At 69.0% G+C, this 17,579-nt stretch carries 18 protein-coding genes; 11 read left to right on the top strand and 7 right to left on the bottom strand.

Going from position 1 to position 17,579, the window contains the following annotated elements:
- The first annotated feature begins 12 nt into the window (after nt 1–12).
- Nucleotides 13–2,193: a peptidase C14 gene (locus MOX01_RS00380; protein ID WP_141368038.1), complete on the top strand. Its 2,181-nt coding sequence runs from the start codon at nt 13–15 to the stop codon at nt 2,191–2,193.
- Between the two features lie 160 nt (nt 2,194–2,353).
- Here the strand turns inward: MOX01_RS00380 and MOX01_RS00375 are convergent, their stop codons facing one another.
- The 4 genes from MOX01_RS00375 to MOX01_RS00360 all read right to left on the bottom strand — a co-directional run bounded on the left by MOX01_RS00375 (nt 2,354) and on the right by MOX01_RS00360 (nt 5,398).
- The gene (locus MOX01_RS00375) at nt 2,354–3,340 is read right to left on the bottom strand and encodes a zinc-binding alcohol dehydrogenase family protein (protein ID WP_174799740.1); all 987 of its coding nucleotides are present in this window, start codon (nt 3,338–3,340) and stop codon (nt 2,354–2,356) included.
- Nucleotides 3,337–3,780 (bottom strand): MarR family winged helix-turn-helix transcriptional regulator, encoded by a 444-nt coding sequence (locus tag MOX01_RS00370; protein ID WP_197429177.1) that lies wholly within the window; start codon nt 3,778–3,780, stop codon nt 3,337–3,339. The genes MOX01_RS00375 and MOX01_RS00370 overlap by 4 nt, the downstream gene beginning before the upstream one ends.
- 110 nt (nt 3,781–3,890) lie before the next feature.
- Complete coding sequence (locus MOX01_RS00365; RefSeq protein ID WP_061016070.1) at nt 3,891–4,733, bottom strand: SDR family NAD(P)-dependent oxidoreductase; 843 nt, start codon at nt 4,731–4,733, stop codon at nt 3,891–3,893.
- A gap of 8 nt (nt 4,734–4,741) precedes the next feature.
- The gene (locus MOX01_RS00360; RefSeq protein WP_046748137.1) at nt 4,742–5,398 is read right to left on the bottom strand and encodes a GntR family transcriptional regulator; all 657 of its coding nucleotides are present in this window, start codon (nt 5,396–5,398) and stop codon (nt 4,742–4,744) included.
- Between the two features lie 150 nt (nt 5,399–5,548).
- Between MOX01_RS00360 and MOX01_RS00355 the strand changes: the two genes are divergently transcribed.
- The 6 genes from MOX01_RS00355 to MOX01_RS00330 all read left to right on the top strand — a co-directional run bounded on the left by MOX01_RS00355 (nt 5,549) and on the right by MOX01_RS00330 (nt 13,245).
- Nucleotides 5,549–6,904, top strand: coding sequence for an MFS transporter (locus MOX01_RS00355; RefSeq protein ID WP_141368037.1), 1,356 nt, complete (start codon nt 5,549–5,551; stop codon nt 6,902–6,904).
- Nucleotides 6,901–9,093: a peptidase C14 gene (locus MOX01_RS00350; protein WP_230977755.1), complete on the top strand. Its 2,193-nt coding sequence runs from the start codon at nt 6,901–6,903 to the stop codon at nt 9,091–9,093. Before MOX01_RS00355 ends, MOX01_RS00350 begins: the two co-directional genes overlap by 4 nt.
- Before the next feature lie 34 nt (nt 9,094–9,127).
- A complete protein-coding gene (locus MOX01_RS00345; RefSeq protein WP_141368036.1) occupies nt 9,128–10,516 on the top strand; it encodes a hypothetical protein in 1,389 nt (462 codons plus the stop codon).
- Between the two features lie 104 nt (nt 10,517–10,620).
- Entirely contained in the window at nt 10,621–11,379 is a 759-nt protein-coding gene (locus tag MOX01_RS00340) for an SDR family NAD(P)-dependent oxidoreductase (RefSeq protein WP_058631069.1), read from the top strand.
- Nucleotides 11,376–12,452: a mandelate racemase/muconate lactonizing enzyme family protein gene (locus tag MOX01_RS00335; RefSeq protein WP_141368035.1), complete on the top strand. Its 1,077-nt coding sequence runs from the start codon at nt 11,376–11,378 to the stop codon at nt 12,450–12,452. Before MOX01_RS00340 ends, MOX01_RS00335 begins: the two co-directional genes overlap by 4 nt.
- A gap of 1 nt (nt 12,453) precedes the next feature.
- Nucleotides 12,454–13,245 carry an SDR family NAD(P)-dependent oxidoreductase gene (locus tag MOX01_RS00330; RefSeq protein ID WP_058631067.1) on the top strand — a complete coding sequence of 264 codons (792 nt, stop codon included), beginning with the start codon at nt 12,454–12,456 and terminating at the stop codon, nt 13,243–13,245.
- 8 nt (nt 13,246–13,253) lie between these two features.
- On the opposite strand, the gene MOX01_RS00325 is transcribed toward MOX01_RS00330, so the two are convergent.
- Nucleotides 13,254–14,084, bottom strand: a complete 831-nt coding sequence (locus tag MOX01_RS00325; protein ID WP_082682540.1) for a zinc-ribbon domain-containing protein — start codon at nt 14,082–14,084, stop codon at nt 13,254–13,256.
- Between the two features lie 104 nt (nt 14,085–14,188).
- Here MOX01_RS00325 and dinB point away from each other — a divergent pair, with 104 nt between their 5' ends.
- The 4 genes from dinB (at nt 14,189) to MOX01_RS00305 (ending at nt 16,431) form a co-directional block, all read left to right on the top strand.
- Nucleotides 14,189–15,385 (top strand): DNA polymerase IV, encoded by a 1,197-nt coding sequence (dinB, locus tag MOX01_RS00320; RefSeq protein WP_061017400.1) that lies wholly within the window; start codon nt 14,189–14,191, stop codon nt 15,383–15,385.
- Between the two features lie 90 nt (nt 15,386–15,475).
- Nucleotides 15,476–15,751, top strand: coding sequence for a type II toxin-antitoxin system Phd/YefM family antitoxin (locus MOX01_RS00315; RefSeq protein ID WP_061017402.1), 276 nt, complete (start codon nt 15,476–15,478; stop codon nt 15,749–15,751).
- Nucleotides 15,748–16,026, top strand: coding sequence for a type II toxin-antitoxin system RelE family toxin (locus MOX01_RS00310; RefSeq protein ID WP_141368034.1), 279 nt, complete (start codon nt 15,748–15,750; stop codon nt 16,024–16,026). Before MOX01_RS00315 ends, MOX01_RS00310 begins: the two co-directional genes overlap by 4 nt.
- A 102-nt stretch (nt 16,027–16,128) precedes the next feature.
- Complete coding sequence (locus MOX01_RS00305; RefSeq protein ID WP_061017407.1) at nt 16,129–16,431, top strand: hypothetical protein; 303 nt, start codon at nt 16,129–16,131, stop codon at nt 16,429–16,431.
- Between the two features lie 37 nt (nt 16,432–16,468).
- On the opposite strand, the gene MOX01_RS00300 is transcribed toward MOX01_RS00305, so the two are convergent.
- Nucleotides 16,469–16,819, bottom strand: coding sequence for a nuclear transport factor 2 family protein (locus tag MOX01_RS00300; protein WP_141368033.1), 351 nt, complete (start codon nt 16,817–16,819; stop codon nt 16,469–16,471).
- A complete protein-coding gene (locus tag MOX01_RS00295) occupies nt 16,812–17,561 on the bottom strand; it encodes an SDR family NAD(P)-dependent oxidoreductase (RefSeq protein WP_141368032.1) in 750 nt (249 codons plus the stop codon). The genes MOX01_RS00300 and MOX01_RS00295 overlap by 8 nt, the downstream gene beginning before the upstream one ends.
- Between the last annotated feature and the right edge of the window lie 18 nt (nt 17,562–17,579).

Genomic DNA, 17,579 nt, shown 5'->3' with positions numbered 1-17,579 from the left:
AGGAGGATGAGCATGGCCCAGAAATTGAGCAAGGCCCCGCAGGAAATCGACTCGCAGGAGAGGAACGAGACCGCTGCTCTGCGCAGCAGACGCATGCTGCTCGCCGGGTTCGGTGCTGCGGCGATCGGCGGCGTGGCCGCGGTCAGCACCCAGACCCCCGCGCAGGCCGCCGGGCCCATCGTGGCGCAGGGCAGTTCGGGATCGTCGTCGGTGGCCAACGCGGGCACGGCGACCGACCTTGTGAAGCGCAAGGGCAAGGACGGCGACCTCGCCCGCACGACCGGATACGCGACGGCAGGCGACGGCGGTGCGGGGCTGTACCGCTTCGTGAAGAAGGACGCTCCGGCGGCGAACGGCGGCACCGTTCTCGCCGCTCCCAAGGGTGGTGCCTGGCTGCTCGTGCACGGCGGGGTCGTCGACTTCCGGATGTTCGGGATCATGGATGCGAGCGTCAACGCCGACGACGCCCTCGACGCCATGGTGAACGACGCGAGCATCCATCGCGTCGAGGGGCACAGCCCCCTCAACTTCGTTCGTCGCCACAAGTTCTCCCGATCGAACATCGCCTTCGATTTCGGCGGACACCTCATGACCACCGTCGGCATCGAGAACGCCGGCAAGGACGATCCGTTCGCCGCGGTCATGTTCTTCCGCGGCGAGGTGACCGATGCCGTGCAGGAGGCCAAGCTCGGCGAGGTCGTGCCCGACCTCGGTGACATCTTCCCGGTCGCCGACTCCTCGTTCTTCGCGGTCGGGGACTGGTATGCCGCCGAGGTGAACGCGCTGTCGGGTCGCTGGGAGCGCGAGCTGCAGCGGATGGTGCAGGTGACGCAGATCGTCGACGGCACGCACATCCGCATCAACTACAAGAACGGCTGGCCGCTCGGTAAGGATCGCACGATGACCTGGCGACGGGTCGTGCCGGTGCAGGACGTGACGGTTTCGAACCTGAAGTTCCTCGGCACCGGCACCGACGAGTACACCGGCTCGCACCCGCTGGCGTTCGAGTACGCGGTGCGCTGCGACGTCGACCACATCGACGGCACGGGCACGTTCTGGCCGCTCATCCAGCGGCGCTGGAACACGTACTACTCGACCGTGAGCTGCACGCTGAAGAACCCGACCTCGGTCACCTGGGGCGGAGCGGGCTACCTGACGCAGCAGATCTACTGCCTCTACGGATACGTCGCCAACTGCCACACCGCGAACGCCCGGCACCTGAACGACTTCACCGCGAGCGCCTACTGCCTGGTCGAGAACTGCCACGGCGACGGTGATGACCAGGGCCCGTTCGTCACGCACGGCCAGTACGAGCACGACCTCACCTACACCGGCAACTCGGGCCTCATGACCTTCGCGAACTCCGGTGCAGCCTGGGGTTCTGCGGCCAAGCGCATCACCGTGCGCAAGCACGTGTGCTCGTGGTTCGTGGCGCGCGTGCGCATCACCGACCTCACCCTGGAAGACGTCCAGGTGATCGGAAAGCCGTCGCTCGCGGGCTCCGGGATGCTGTGGATCAACGCCGACGGCGCGCAGCTGCGGGGGTGCACCGCGTCTGACACGCTCATCATCACGCAGGCCTCGGACAACTCGGCACGGCCGACGACCATCACGGATTCGCACTTCACGTTCGTTGCCCCCGGCGAGCTCACCAACGCCACGGTGAAGACGCCGGTCACGTTCGTCGACACCGTGCTCGATCGGGTCGGCGGCATGAAGATCGCGGGTGCAGGTGCGGTCACGTTCCGCGGCTCGACACTCACGGCGGCCGACGATGCCGCGCCGATCGCGTCGTCGTCGGAGCGCCTGCGCTTCGAGGGAGCGACGCTCCGCAACGTGCGTATCGCGGCAGCGAGGGCAGAGCGTCAGGCGGTCGAGATCGCGGGATCGGAGGTCGCGAACAAGGGCGGCATCGGTGTCGCACGCACCGGCGACGGCGAGCTGCACCTGACGCTGAGCGACAGCACCTTCCGCGCGGAGGGGGCCGCGACGCACGTCTCGGTCACGAAGGGCGCGACCCACTACCGAGCAGTCGGCAGCCGCTTCGAGGGCGGCGCACTGGAGTTGGCGGACGCGGCGTTCGGGGGCTCGTCCACGCTGCTTCACACCGGCAACGTCGAGTCGGGTGTGACTCGCACTGCCTTCCCCACGGAGGGCCCGCGCGTGGTGGACACGGCCAACCTCGTGGTCTGACCCGGACCCGCGACCTGCCCCCTGCGACCTGCCCCGCGACCCAGCGCTGAGCGCACCGGATGTTGCCGAGTGCACGGCTTCTCGACGTGAAGGAGCCGTGCACTCGGCGAGAACCCGTGCACTCGGCGGGCCGCGGATGCCTGCGGCGCGGGGGAGCGGGTCAGAGGCCGGTGAGTACGACGAGCTTGCCGACGGCGGTGCCCTGTTCCATCGCGGTGTGCGCCTCGGCGATCTGGTCGAACGCGTAGACCCGGTCGATCGGCACGGTGGCCTCGCCGGCCGCGACCGCGTCGAGGAAGCCCTGGAGCACGGTCGGCGGCAGGTCGGCCGCGCCTCCGCCGTAGGCGCTGAGGCGCACGCCGCGGGGAATGTACTCGATCGGGTAGAAGTCCTTCACGGTCCACTGGTTCGAGAGCATCCCGGTGAAGCAGACGACGCCGTGTACGCGGGTCGAGCGGAGCGTGTCCGGCAGGGTGGGTGTTCCGACGAGCTCGAGGGCCGTATCGACGCCGTCGGGCAGGATCGCTCTGACCTGCGCCTGCACGTCGCCGTCGTCGATCAGCACATGGTCGACGCCGATGCGGGTGAGGGCGTCGGCCCTGTTCGGGTTGCGTGTGGTCGAGAAGACCGTCATTCCGCGCTGCTTCGCGAGCACCGCGGTCGCCATCCCGATCGACGAGGTGCCGCCGCGGATCAGGATCGACTGGCCGGGCTGGGCATCGAGCCCCACGGTGAGCGATCCATAGGAGGTCTGCAGCATCTCCGGAACGGCGCCGAGGGTGCCCCAGTCGAGGTTGCTCTGGAAAGCGATGACCTGGGTCGCGGGGACGCAGGTGTACTCGGCGTATCCGCCGTCGTAGGTGCGTCCCATCCCGCCCATCACCGCCACGACCTGTTGCCCGGGGGTGAATTCGCCACCGGGTGCGTCGATGACGACGCCCGTTGCCTCGATGCCGAGCACGCGGGGGAAGGTGACGCCCTCCGCGAGGCCGAGCCGGGTGTGCAGCTCGGAGCGGTTCAGGCCGAACGCCTTCACCTGGATCAGCACCCAGCCCTCGCTCGGTGTCGGAATCGGCAGCTCTCGGATCGTGAGCGCCTCCGCGGGGCCCGGTGTGTCGAGCACGATCGCGCGCATCATCTCGGTCATGGGGTGACTCCTGTCGTCGGTACGGGCTTGCGCACCCGAAGGGTGGCGAGCGTGGTGGCGAAGTGCTCAAGGTCGGCGGCGAAGACGCTCTGGAACCACGGCTCCAGCTCTCTGCCGAAGGTCTCGGTCGCGATCGTCAACATGTCCTTGCCCGCCGGCGTGAGCGTGATGAACGAGGCCCGTCGGTCGTCGGGGTTCGGTGTGCGCTCGCAGTAGCCCGCTGCTTCGATGCGAGCGACCAGCTTGCTGGTACCGCCCTCGGTGATCGAGAGCTCGGTCGCGATGTCGGAGGCCCGGCAGTTCTCGATCCTGTCGATGGCCCGCATGGGCTCGAACCAGCTCAGCGGCAGGGAATGCTCGGCGCGGAGACGTCGGTCGACCGCCTCCCAGATCTCCATCTCGAAGCGGATCACATCATCGAAGAGTCGATGCAGGTCCACGGCGCATCCTTTCCACGACCACTGGCTTACTTTCCATGGCAAGTATATGGCGATTCCGTGGACCAGGGTGCGAGAAGGGTGATTCCCGCCCGCGGGGCGAGGGGGCGGGCCTAAGCGGCGGGGAGGCCGACGAGCTCGGCGCTGCGCTGCCAGAGCGCCTCGGCGAGAGCCGCGTCGTTCACCTGCGGATTGACCTTCGCGGTCAGCTGACGCTCGTCGTAGTAGGCGCCGGAGAACCACGTTTCATCGGGGGTTCCCTCGATGAACCAGCGCAGGGTCGCGCCGCCCTTGTCCGCGCCGATGAGCACGAGATGTCTGAGCGGCGTGCGGTAGAGCAGCCGCATCACGCTCGAAGAGTCCGCCGCGAAGTTCGTCTGCACGGTGCCGGGGTGGAACGCCACGGCGCTCAGTCCGTCGGCGTGGAACTTCGTGTGCAGACTCTTGGCGAACAGCACGTTCGCGAGCTTCGCATCCCCGTAAGCCTTGTTCGGACTGAACCGGCGGGTGTTGTCGAGGTCGTCGACATCGAGGTGCCCGAACAGGCGATGGGCGATGCTCGACGTGTTGATGACCGCACCTCCGGCCCGCAGCAGCCGCGGAAGCAGCAGGTTCGTGAGCAGGAACGGTGCCAGGTGGTTGACCTGCATGGTCTTCTCGAAGCCGTCGACGGTCGGAGTGCGATCGCCGAAGATGCCGCCCGCGTTGTTGGCCAGCACGTCGATGCCGGTGTCCCCCACGGCGGCGGCGATCTTCCCGGCCAGCGCCCGCACGTCGTCGAGCCGGGCGAAGTCGGCGGTGAACCACTCGGCTCCGGTCTCCTCGGCGACGGCACGGGTCTTCTCGGCGGAGCGGCCGACCAGGATGAGGCGGTGGGCAGGTCCTGCGAGCTGTCGTGCGGCGGCGGCGCCGATGCCGTCGGAGGCTCCGGTGAGGACGATGGTCTTCGGTGTCATGGTGCGGCTCACTCGGCCGAGACGGACGGCGTGATGCGCTGCACGGCCCTGGTGACATGCTCGGCGATCACGGTGCGTGCCCGTTCGGGGTCGCCGCTCGCGATCGCATCGACGATCTGCTGGTGGCTGCGCACATGCTCCTCCTGCTCGGCGGGATCGAGCGCGGAGTTGGCCGCCTGGATGAAGCCCGTGATGCGACCGCGCAGCTGGCCGCTCACCTCGTCGAGGAATCGGTGCTCGGCGAGGTCGGCGAGCGTCTCGTGAAAGAGGCGATCCTGGCGCAGCACCTCGGCGATGTCGCCAGGGGCGGCGTCGGCCATGGACTGGATGATGGCCCCGAGCCGCGCAGCGGATTCCTGGTTCCACCGTTCCTGCACGCGGATGGCCATGAACTGCTCGAGCACGATCCGCAGGCTGGAGATCTCCTCGAGGTCCTGTGCGCTGAGCTGAGCGACGCGTGCACCGCGGCGGGGTTCCCGTGTGATGAGGCGCTCTTCCGCCAGCCGGGTCAGGGCCTCGCGCACGGGGATGTGGCTGACACCGAGTCGATCGGCGAGCTTGCGTTCGACCAGCCGCTCGCCGGGGGCGAGTTCTCCCGAATGGATGGCCGTGCGCAGTTCGTCTGCCACCTGTTCGGCGATGTTCTGATCCGAGACGCTGCGCATTCGGTTGCCCTTCTCGATGCACGGTGCCGTCTGGTCGAGCGGGCGCGCAATCGTTCGATCGATGCTATGGCATTTCGTCGATGGGTGGACACGGCGCCGGATTTGCTAGATGCTATAGCAAGCCTATCCACCGATGACGAAGGAGTTGTCATGTCCGGGACCCGAACCGCCCCCGATACGCGCACACCCGCGGAGGTCGGAGCCTCCGCCATGAAGAAGGCCATCTGGCGCCTCGGCCCGTTCCTCGGGCTGCTGTACCTCGTGGCCTACATGGACCGCAACAACGCGGGGTTCGCCAAGCTCGAGATGACGGCCGCGCTGCAGATCACCGAGGCCGCCTTCGGGTTCGCCGCCGGCATCTTCTTCATCGGCTATCTGCTCTTCGAGGTGCCGAGCAACCTCCTGCTCGAGCGGTTCGGCGCCCGCAAGTGGATCGCCCGCATCATGGTCTCCTGGGGGCTCGTCGCCGCCCTCACCGCGTTCGTGCAGGATGCGACGCAGTTCGCGATCGCGCGGTTCATCCTGGGCATCGCCGAGGCCGGGTTCTTCCCCGGGGTGCTCCTCTACCTCACGCTCTGGTTCCCCCGGCAATACCGCACCCAGGTGCTGGTCGTGTTCGTGCTGTCGAACCCGATCGCGAACGCCGTCGCCGCACCGCTGTCGGGTTGGATGCTCGAACTCCACGGGATGTGGGGGCTCGACGGCTGGCAGCTGGTCTTCCTGCTGCAGGGCATCCCCGCCGTGCTCCTCGCCTTCGTGGTCTTCTTCTGGCTGCCCGATCGCCCGCAGGACGCGCGCTGGCTCGACAAGACGGAGCAGCGCTGGATCACCGACACCCTGGCTGTCGAGACCGCGGCGACCGAGCAGAAGCACGGGCGCCTGCGCCTGCGCGAGGTGTTCAGCAACGGGCGTCTGTGGACCCTGATCGTGCTGTTCTTCGGTGTCGTGTTCGGTGCGTACGGGCTGGGCATGTGGCTGCCGACGATCGTCAAGAGCATGGGCGACTTCTCCAACACCACGACGGGCTGGCTCGTCGCGCTGCCGAACCTGTGCGCGGCGCTGGTCATGCTGCCGTGGGAACGTGCCGCCAGGAAGCAGGGCAACATCCCGCTGCAGATCGGCATCACGCTGTCGATCACCGCTCTCTCGCTCATGGCCGCGGTCGCGGCGCAGGGCACACCGGTGCTCGCGCTCGCCGCCCTGTGCGTCGGCATGTCGGCGCTGTTCTCGACGACACCGCTGTTCTGGAGCCTGCCGCCCATGGTGCTCACGGGAACGGCGGCCGCGGCCGGACTCGCGTTCATCAACTCCGTCGGCAACCTCGCCGGTTTCGCGGGGCCGTATGCGATCGGGTGGATCAGTGAGACCACGGGATCCGCGATCTGGGGGCTGCTGCTGATCTCCGCACTCACGTTGCTCGGGGCGACCATCGCGTTCGTGCTGAGCCGGCGAGCGGACTTCACGGTTCCCGCCGAGGTGCTGCTGGCCGAGAAGAAGCTCTCATGACCGCGCGGACTCCCCTGGTGCCGGAGGAGACCGTGCGCTCCTCGAGTCGCCGTGCCCTCATGGCAGGACTCGGTGCGGTCGCACTCGGTGCGGCCGGCTCCCTCGCCGTGACGGCGCCCGCACAGGCGGCTCCCGTCGTGGCAGGTGCGAAAGATCTCACACGAGCGGAGTCCGTCGCCGAGCTGTCCCGCCTCCGAGCTCGCGACGGTGAGGTCGCGATCGTCGCGGGGTACCGCACGCCGGGCGACGCCGGGCTGCTCGTCTACGTCGGCGCCGAGAACGCGAAGATCGAAGCGAACGGCGGTACGGTCATCGCCGGCAAGCGGGGAAGCCGCTGGCTGCTGCAGCACGACGGCACCGTCGACTTCCGGGTCTTCGGCATCGCGGGACCGGAGACCACGGCCGACGATGCGCTCGCGGCGATGGTGAACGATCCCCGCATCCGCCGGATCGAGGCGAGCACCGACCTGCTGTTCCAGCGGCGGCACCGGTTCAGCCGGTCGTACCTCGAGATCGACTTCGGCGGACACGTCATCACGACCGACGGCATCGAGCCGAACAGTCACGACAACCCGTTCGGCGCTGTGATGTTCTTCACCGGGGTGTCGAAGGACGTCGTGGTCGAGCATGCGCTGGCCGACGCCTGGCCCGAGCTGACCGACGCGGTCACCGTGCCCGATGCGTCCCGGTTCCCCGTCGACTCCTGGTGGGCGCTGCAGTGCGATCCCGTCGCCGGCGGAGGGGCGGACGAGCGCGAACTCCAGCGCTTCGTGCAGGTGACACAGCAGATCGACGGCACCCATATCCGCATCGACTACCTCAACGGCTGGCCGCTCGACAAGGGTCGGAAGCTCATCTGGCGGCAGATGGAACCGGTCGCTGGCGTGCGCATCGCGAACATGCGGTTCCTCGGCGCCGGACCCTTCGACGGCCCCACCGACGGCTCCTTCCCCGACTCTCGGGAGCTCACCGGCTCCCACCCGATCGCCTTCGAGTACGCGATCCACTGCGACGTCGCCGACGTGCACGCGAGCCGCACCTGGTGGCCCGTGATCATGCGGCGCTGGAACACGCACTTCACCACGGAACGCTGCTCGGTGGAGAACCCGCCGACCGTGTTCTACGGTGGCGCGGGCTACCTCACGCAGCAGATCTACAGCCTCTACGGACGGGTCAGCGACTGCACGTCGTCGAACGCCCGGCACCTGAACGACCTCACCGCCAGCGCCTACTGCATCGTCGAGAACTGCCACGGCGACGGTGACGACCAGGGCGGCAACCCGTTCACCACGCACGGGCAGTACGAGCACGACCTCACCTTCATCGGCAACTCGGGTCTGATGGACATCGCGAACTCCGGCGCGCAGTGGGGCACCGCCGCCAAGCGCATCACGGTGCGCGACCACGTCTGCTCCTGGTTCGTCGCCGGCACCAAGATCAGCGATCTGACGCTGGAGAACGTGCGCGTGATCGGCCGCTCCACCTTCGATCCGCAGGCGTCCATGACCATCAACGCAGACGGCGCCCAGGTGCGAGGGTGCACTGCGGGACTTCTGGCGATCGGACAACGGTCGCAGCGCTCGTCGCGACCGACCGTGATCTCGGACTCCACCTTCGCGCTGCCGAAGGACCAGGTGCTCGTGCAGACCCCGGTCACGGCTCCCGTCCGCTTCGTGGACTGCACGATCACCGGGATCGACGGGGTCAAGGCTCGCGGGTCGGGTCCGGTCGAGTTCGTGGACTGCCGCCTCAGCGGCCCGGCGCCGGGTGCGCCCTTCGAGCTCGGCGCCGCCAAGGTCACCATCCGCGGCGGATCCGTGCGCGTCGTGCGCCTGAGCGCGACCGCCGTGCGCGACCAGCTCATCGCCCTGGACGGGGTCGAGCTCTCCACGGAGCGCACGGACGGGGCTCTGCTGGGCAGGGCCGCCGGTGCCGGCGTCGTCACCTGGCGGGTGAGCGGGGTCACCTCGACGGTGCCGAAGGGCGCGGCGCACCTCGACATCGGCACCGGCGTCAACCACGCCCGCGTCACCGGCAGCCAGTTCGTCGGCGGACGACTACGGCTGGCGGACGGATTCGCCGAGCCGTCGACGCTGCTCTACAGCGACACCGTCGAGCGCGGCGTCGAGACGTCGCTACCGGAGGCCGGACCGCGCGTCGTCATCGCAGACGTGCTGACGAGCGCGTGACGGACGGCATCATGGACATCAGGGAGGACCACGCGTGAACGACACGGCAGCTGCGACGCACCTCGGAGACCGCATCCGCATCCCGCGCACGCAGGCGGGCATCGGCGTCGCCCGGCGCGACATCACGCCGCCCGTCGGCATCCGCGCCAAGAACTGGGGCCCGGCCGACTGGGAGCGCTCCGAGGGGGCGCACCGGCCGTTCGAGCTGACCGCGCTCGCGGTGGTGGCCGCGGACGGACGCCCCCGGGTGCTCCTCGCCGTCGACGGCACGTGGTGGCGCCGAGTCGCCGACGAGCAGGGCGTGCGCGGCGCCATCCTCGACGGTCTGGGCTTCGAACCCGATCAGCTCATGCTCTCGCTCTCGCACACCCACGCCGGGGCCGTGCTGTGCGCCGCGGACGCGCATCTGCCGGGCGGGGAGCTCATCCCGGGGTACCTGGAGGCGCTGTCCGCCGCGGGAATCGCCGCCGGGCGGGAGGCGCTGGAGGCTGCGCGATCGGGGCTCATCGAGTGGACCACGGGCACCTGCACCCTCGCGGCGGAGCGCGAGCTCGACCTCGAAGGCCGCGCGCTCGTCGGCTACAACCCCCAGGGCACCGCCGACGACACGGTGACCATCGGCCGGATCAGCATCGACGGGGAGGTGCGGGCGACGCTGGTGAACTACGCCTGTCATCCGACGACCCTGGCCTGGCAGAACCGCGAGGTGTCGCCGGACTACGTCGGCGCGATGCGCGAGATCGTGGAGGCCGCGACCGGTGCACCGTGCCTGTTCGTGCAGGGGGCGTCGGGCGAGCTGGCCCCGCGGGAGCAGTACACCGGCGACGCGGCGGTGGCCGACCGGCACGGACGCGCGCTCGGGCACGCGGTGCTCTCGGCGTTGGACGGCTTGCCTGTGCCCGGCGAGGAGCTGACGTTGGACGGTGTCGTGGAGTCGGGTGCTCCGCTCGCGATCTGGACAGGGACCCCGGCGGACGGCGGCGAGGAGGCGGCGGGAGTCGTCTCGGCCGTCGAGCTGCCGCTGCGCGACCTGCCCACCCTGGACGAACTCGCCGAGGAGTGGAAGGACATCGACCCGCGCTCGCGGGAGGAGCGCCTCGGACGAGCGCGGAACCTCCGCGACGGTTACATCGAGGGGCCGACCGTGTCGCATCCGGTGTGGGCCTGGCGGCTCGGGGACGCCGTGATCGTGGGGCATCCGGGTGAGGCCTATTCGCGGCTGCAGACGACCCTGCGGGAGCGGTTCCCCCAGACGCCGATCGTGGTGATGAACCTGACGAACGGCCCGGGGTTCGTGTACCTCCCGACCCGCGAGGCGTACGACCGCGGCGCCTATCAGTCCTGGCAGACGCCCTTGGCTCCCGGCGCCCTCGAGCTCTTGGAGTCCCACGCCGTGTCGGTGGTGGCCGGGTTGTTGGCCTAGCTCCGGTCGCGATATTCCACCTACTTCGAGGCTTTCGGCTGGAACATCGCGACGAGAGCGGCCGTAGACTGCTATAGCAAACGTATGACTGAGGAGAAGCACGCATGAGTCAGGCACCCGTCGCCATCGTCACCGGAGGATCCGCCGGCATCGGCTGGGAGATCGGCCAGCGACTCTCCGCGGACGGCTACCTCGTCGTCGCGACCGACCGCGTCCCCGGGCTGACCGCGGGCGAGAACCCCGCCGGGATCCTGTGGCGGGAGCTCGATGTCACCGACCACGCCGGGGTCGACCGGGTCTTCGGTGAGATCGAGGCGGAGCTCGGGCCCATCGAGGTGCTCGTGAACAACGCCGGGATCCAGCGGCACCGTGGCATCGAAGACCTCACGTGGGATGAGTGGTCCGCGGTCGTCGACGTGAACCTGCACGGGGTGTTCTCCGCGCTCCAGGCCGCAGGGAAGCGCATGCTCGACCGTGGTGAGGGCCGCATCGTCAACATCTCCTCCATCTCCTCGCGCGGCTCCGCGGGGCGGGCACCCTACGCCACGACCAAGGCCGCCGTCATCGGACTCACCTCCACGGCGGGGGCGGAGTGGGCGTCGCGCGGTGTGCGGGTCAACGCTGTCGCGCCCGGTTACGTCGACACGGGCGTCTTCCGGCAGGGCGTCGAGCAGGGGACGCTGAGCCTGGACACGATCCTGTCGCGTATCCCCGCGAAGCGCCTGGCGGAGGCAAGTGAGATCGCGGCCGCGGTCAGCTTCCTCGTCTCCGACCAGTCGCGCTACATGAACGGGCAGACGCTGTATGTCGACGGTGGCTTCATGGTGGACTACGGCGTGCCCCTGGCGAAGAAGCCCGAATGACCACGATCGCCCGCATCGACACGGCCACCGCCGTACTGCCGCTCCCTGCGCCACTGCAGCTCGGCGCGATGACAGTCGTGCGGCGAGAGTACTCCGCCGTGCAGGTGACAGCCGATGACGGAACGACCGGGATGGCGTACTGCCTTTCGCGGGAGGCGCCGATGGCCGAGATCGTCGGCCGTCTCGTCGCCCCGCACGCGGTGGGTGCGGATGCCGACGACCCTGCGGCGGCGTGGGAGCGGATGCTGCGCGGCAGTGCCATCGTCGGCCGGGTGGGCTTGGTGCGGCGCGCCATGGGGCTGGTCGACATCGCCCTCTGGGACATCGCCGCCCGGCGCGCGGGCATGCCGCTGTGGAAGCTGCTCGGCACCGGTGATGCTCCCCGGGAGTCGATGCTGGTCGCCGCTTACCCGTCTGCGGACCGGGCTCCGCGGGAGGTCGCCGACGAGGTTCTCGCGCAGGCTGCTGGATGGACGAACGTGAAGATCTCGCGCATTCCGGATCCGGCATACATGCACGAACTCCTGGCGACTCTGAACGCAGAGCTGCCCGCTGACACAGGGCTGGTCGTCGATGTGGGTTTCGGCTGGCCGGATGCTGACACCGCGCTCGCGGAGATCGCGCAGTGGGGCGACCCGCAGCTCGCGTGGCTCGAAGACCCGCTGCTGCCGGAAGACGCAGCAGGTGTCGCGCGCATCCGCCGGGAATCGGGCCTGGCGGTCGCCGTCGGCGATGAGGTCACCGATCCCGCGGTGCTGAAGGCGCTGGTCGAGGTCGGTGGTGTCGAGGCGCTGCGCCTCGACGTCGTGGCGATCGGTGGTGTGACGCCCGCCCGCGAGATGATCGCATGGGCGACCGAGCGCGGTGTCCCGGTCTCCGGGCACGTGTATCCCGAGGTCACCGCGCACCTCGGGATCGGCGTGGAGACGTTCGCGCGAGGAATCAACCCGTACGACCCTGCTCCGTCGTTCATCCTCGGTGGTCCGTCGTTCGAGGGTCTGGTGCGCCCGACGGATGCCACGGGACTCGGCTTCGCTCTCGATCCCGCCGTCTTCCGATTCGAGAGGGACTGACATGACGGAATCTGCACGCAGCGTCGTCGTGACGGGCAGCGGCAAGGGCATCGGCCGTGCCATCGCAGAGCGCCTCACGGCTGACGGATGGATCGTGGTCGGGCTCGAGCGCTCTGCCGGCTCGGGCACGGTCGAAGACGGCATCGTGGCCGAGGTGGTGCTCGGTGACGCGTCGGATCGCTCGACGCACGAGCGCGCGGCTGCTGCTGCCCGCGCCAGAGCCCCACTCGCCGGCTGGGTCAACAACGCCGGCATCACGAAACGGACGCCCCTGCACGAGCTCGACGAGTCCGTGGTGCGCGAGGTGCTCGACATCAACGGCTTCGGCTACATCTGGGGCTGTTCGACGGCCGTCTCCGCATTCGTCGACCAGGGTGTGGCGGGCGCCATCGTCAACATCGGTTCGATCCACGGACGCTCCAGCTTCACCGACCACGCCGCGTATGAGTTCACCAAGGGCGGCATCGACGCGCTCACCCGCAGCGTGGCCGTGTCGTATGGCGCTCTGGGCATACGAGCCAATACGGTCGCTCCCGGTGGCGTGCGCACCCCGCATCTGGAGGCGCAGATCGCCCGGGCTGCCGATCCCGCCGCCGAGGAACGTGCCCTCGCCGAGGGGCCGCCCATGGGCCGGATCGCCCGGGCGGAAGAGGTGGCCGCGCTCACGGCGTTCCTTCTCTCCGACGAGGCGCCGTACCTGTCGGGGCAGTCCATCGCGGTCGACGGCGCGTGGACGGCATCCTTCGGCGACATCGCCCTCGACCCGGGTCTGCGGGAGCGTTTCGAGGGCTGACGGGGCACCTACCGGAGATACGCGTCCACCATCAGCGCCCCGCGAATCACCCGCAGCTCGTCGATGATCCGGGCGATGCTCTTCGCTCCGACGGAGGGCAGCGCCAGGTCGTGCGGACCGAGCGGTTCGAGCTTCCCGGTGCGGATGCGGATCACCTCCCACCCCACAGCACGCAGGGCGCGGTCCTTGCGCAGATCCGCGTCCTGCCGCTTGCCGACATGCTCCAGGCCGTGTCGGCCGACCGTGTCGTACTCGATCGCGATGCGCAGCTCCGGCAACACGATGTCCGGCCAGACCTCGGTGTGGCGGAAGAACGGGCGCGAGACCTTGACGGCGTTCACGGTGGTGTCGAACTCGATCGCGACCCCGAGTCCCGCCCGCAGACGTCCCTCCGCGGCAGAGGCGGGCTTCGGCGCGCACTCACTTGCGAACGCGGTCCCCGAGGGCAGGTCGGGCGTCTTGGTGCAGAGTGCAGGCGCGGGGCGACGGGGCTTACGGGGGATGGCGCGAGCTTCCCCGAGCACGACCGGCTGCGGGCGGGCGAGCGCGGAGCAGTCCGGACACCACGCGGAGCGGCGCCGGACGCGTCCTGGACGTTCGCGCTGCTCGGTCGGTGTGGCGGCGAACCGATGGCCGACCGGGCACTCCCAACACACGAGCACGTCGGCGGCGAGAGGGATCTGCGACAGCGCGATGCCGTGATTCAGCTCGGGGTGGTACTGGCGGATCAGCTCCGGGTACGCGGCCCACCCGGCGCGATAAGTTCCCACGTCATACGGAATCGCGCGACCGCGGGAGAACTGCCGTCGCGCCCACCACTGCATCACCGGTTCCGGCACGCGCCGAACCTACCTGTGAGGACCGACACCGGGTGCGGGCCGGGCGCGACGTCCACGGATGTCCCCGGTCCATGCGACGATCCGCTCGTCGACAGGAGAGCAGGATGCGTGGGGAAGCGACCGTGCTGCACGCCGACCTCGATGCGTTCTACGCGTCGGTCGAGCAGCGCGACGCCCCGGAATTGCGCGGGCGACCCGTGATCGTGGGCGGCGGGGTCGTGCTGGCGGCGAGCTACGAGGCGAAGGCGCGCGGGGTGCGCACGGCGATGGGAGGCCGGCAGGCGCGCGAGCTCTGCCCCGATGCTGTCGTCGTCCCTCCGCGCATGGAGGCGTACTCCGCCGCGAGCAAGGACGTGTTCGCGATCTTCCGCGACACCACCCCGCTCGTCGAGGGGCTGTCGATCGACGAGGCGTTCCTCGAGGTCGGCGGTTTGCGACGCCTCGCGGGCAGTCCCGAGCAGATCGCGACGCGGCTGCGCGAGCGCGTGCGGGCGGAGGCGGGGCTGGCCATCTCGGTGGGCGTCGCGCGCACCAAGTTCCTCGCCAAGGTCGCGAGTGCCGTGAGCAAGCCCGACGGTCTGCTGGTCGTCGAGCCCGACCGCGAAGAGGAGTTCCTGCTTCCGCTCCCGGTCGAGCGGTTGTGGGGTGTGGGCGCCGTCACGGCCGAGAAGCTGCACCGGTACGGCATCCGCACCGTCGGACAGCTCGCCGAGCTGGAGACCGCGACCGCCGAGAGGATGCTGGGCAAAGCGACGGGTGCGCACGTGCATGCGTTGGCCCGGCTGCGCGACCCGCGGCCGGTCGACACCACGCGGCGTCGGGGATCGATCGGCTCGCAGCGTGCGTTGGGCACTCGTCCGCGCTCGGCCGAGGAACTCGACCTCATCCTCACGCAGATCATCGACCGTCTCGGCAGGCGACTCCGCGACGGGGATCGCGTGTGCCGGACGGTCGTGCTGCGTCTGCGCTTCGGCGACTTCACGAAGGCCACCCGCTCCCGTTCGCTCCGGGCTCCGACCGATCGCACCGCCGTGCTGCTCACCCTCGCTCGCGCGCTGCTCGCCGCCGCGCAGCCCGAGATTTCTGCGGGCGGCATCACCCTGATCGGCATCTCACTGTCGCAGCTCGACCGTGCAGGGAACGTGGCGCCCGAGCTGCCGATCGACTGGGGCGACGAAGCGCGCCTCGACACGGTGCTCGACACCCTGCGCGGCCGCTTCGGTGCGGACTCCGTGTCGCGGGCGGCACAGCTGGGTCGTGATCGGGGTTGGTCGTCGCCGGTCCTGCCCGAGCACGAGTGACCGGCCGACAGCCAGTGGTCACAGCTATCCGCTCTCGATGGCCAGAGGTCTGGCTATTCCAAGGCCAAAGTTTGGGCTAGTATGAAGGACATGCAGACGGTGCCTTTAAGTGAAGCAAAGGATCAGTTGTCCCGGCTCGTTGATCAGGTGGAGCGAGAGCACGAGACGATCGAGATCACGCGCCATGGCCGCGGCGCTGCCGTGCTGATCAGCAGGGACGCGTTGGAGTCGCTTTACGAGACGTTGTTCTGGCTGTCGGAGCCGGGAACGCGCGACGATGTCGAAAGCGCCCGCCAGCAGGCTGCTGATGGAAACCTGCGCAGTGCCGATGAGACGATCGCGCGCTACGGGGTTCGGCGCCCGTGACGAGGGTCACTTCGTTCGCCGACTCTGCCTGGCGGGACCTGGATCGGCTGCCGCAGAAGATTGCTCAGGCGATCGTGGAATTCGCCGTCTACACGCTGCCCGAGAACCCTGAGCGGATGAGCAAACCGCTGCAAGACGAGTTCGAGGGGCTGCGCTCGGCCCGTCGCGGCGACTACCGCGTGCTCTTCTTCCTCGAAGCGCCGGAGACGCTGGCCGTGGTTCGCGCCCGCCATCGCCGTGACGCGTATCGACCGCCCGCGCCGAACTGGGACTGATTGTCACACTGCTCGTAACCGCGCATCGGAGATAGCGCCGCTCTCGTCTGTGGTCCGCTACGTTCAATACGGCACAGCTGACCAGGAAGGGGGAATCCGTCGATGAACGCACTCAGTAGAACGGGATGGCTCCTCGTGTTGTTGGTGCGCGGCCTCGCGCTCTGGATCCTGATCCCGTTCGCGTCTCTCGCTTGGCTCTTCCTGCACTCCTGGATTCAAAAGGCTTCTCCGAGGCAGGCGCTGTGCTGGTACGACACGCAACTGACCCTGGGGCTCGCGAGAGGGCCCTTCCGTCTGATGATCGCTCCCGAGCACCGACCACTCAAGCCCGTTCCACGAATGGCTTCGATCGAATCTCCCAAGACCAGCCTGTTCGGAATGGATGTGATCGAGCTCGCCGGCTAGGCCGACCCCACCTCGAGACCCGACGACCTCCGCCTCCTTAGGCCTTGAGCATCGACGCCCTGGCGATCAGTCCGTCCACCACATCGAAGGTCGCGATGGTCTCGGTGGCGACGTCGGCGTTGATCACCTGTTCCTGTGCGACAACCCACCGGGTGCCGAAGAGCACGCTGGTCTCGATGACGCACGACAGCTCGGGGTTCTGCAGTCGAGGTTCGTAGAACGCACGGATCGCGGCGGAACCGACCACGGGTTCGGCGGCGACACCGGTGATGACGGCGTCCTCGGCGTAGGTGGCCACGAACGCGTCGAGGTCGTGTGCGTTGAACGCATCGAGCTGCGCCTGCACGGTTTCGAGGGCGGAGCGGTCCAGGGGGGTGCGGTCAGTCAATGCGAACTCCTCCGTTGACGTCGTAGGTGGCGCCGGTGATGAAGCGTGCTCGCTCTGAGGCGAGGGATGCGATGATCCAGGCCACGTCTTCCGGCTGCCCGAACGCGCCGAGGGGGATGCCCGACTCGAGCTTCTCGCGCCCCGCCCCCTGCAGCTGGTCCGTGATGGCGCTCGCGACCGGGCCAGGGGTCACGGCGTTGACGCGGATGCCCTCCGAGGCGAGGTGCCGGGCGAAACTGCGCGTGATGGCCAGGATCGCGCCCTTGCTCGCGGCGTAGTGGATGCCGGTCTGCAGCGCGCCGACCTGGCCGGCGATCGAAGCGATGTTGATCACCGAGCGATCCCCCTCCGCGGCCCGGAGCAGGGGGAGCGCGCCGCGGGTCAGGAAGAAGGTGCCGCGGGCGTTGGTCTCGAGCACCATGTCCCACTCGTCGAACTCGATGTCTTCGTAAGGCGTGTAGGGACAGACTCCGCCGTTGTTGACGAGCACGTGGAGCGATCCCCATGCGTCCGTGATCTCACCGACGAGCGCGTCGATCGACTCGCGATCCCGCAGGTCGAGGCGCGACACGTGAACCTCGGGTGACCCTGCCGCCCGGCACTCCTCCGCTATGCGCAGCGCTTCGGCCTCCCGTCCGGCATACGTGATCCAGAGGGCAGCACCCTCGCGGGCGAGTTCGAGGGCGGCGGCGGTCCCGATGCCGGAACTCGCCCCCGTGATCAGAACGCGGCGCATAGTCATCCCTAAACGCTATAGCAA

Origin of the sequence: Microbacterium oxydans (assembly GCF_006540085.1) — a bacterium.
Classification (GTDB): Bacteria; Actinomycetota; Actinomycetes; order Actinomycetales; family Microbacteriaceae; genus Microbacterium; species Microbacterium oxydans.
Note: the sequence above shows the minus strand (reverse complement) of the source record. Positions and strands in the feature narration are given on the sequence as shown.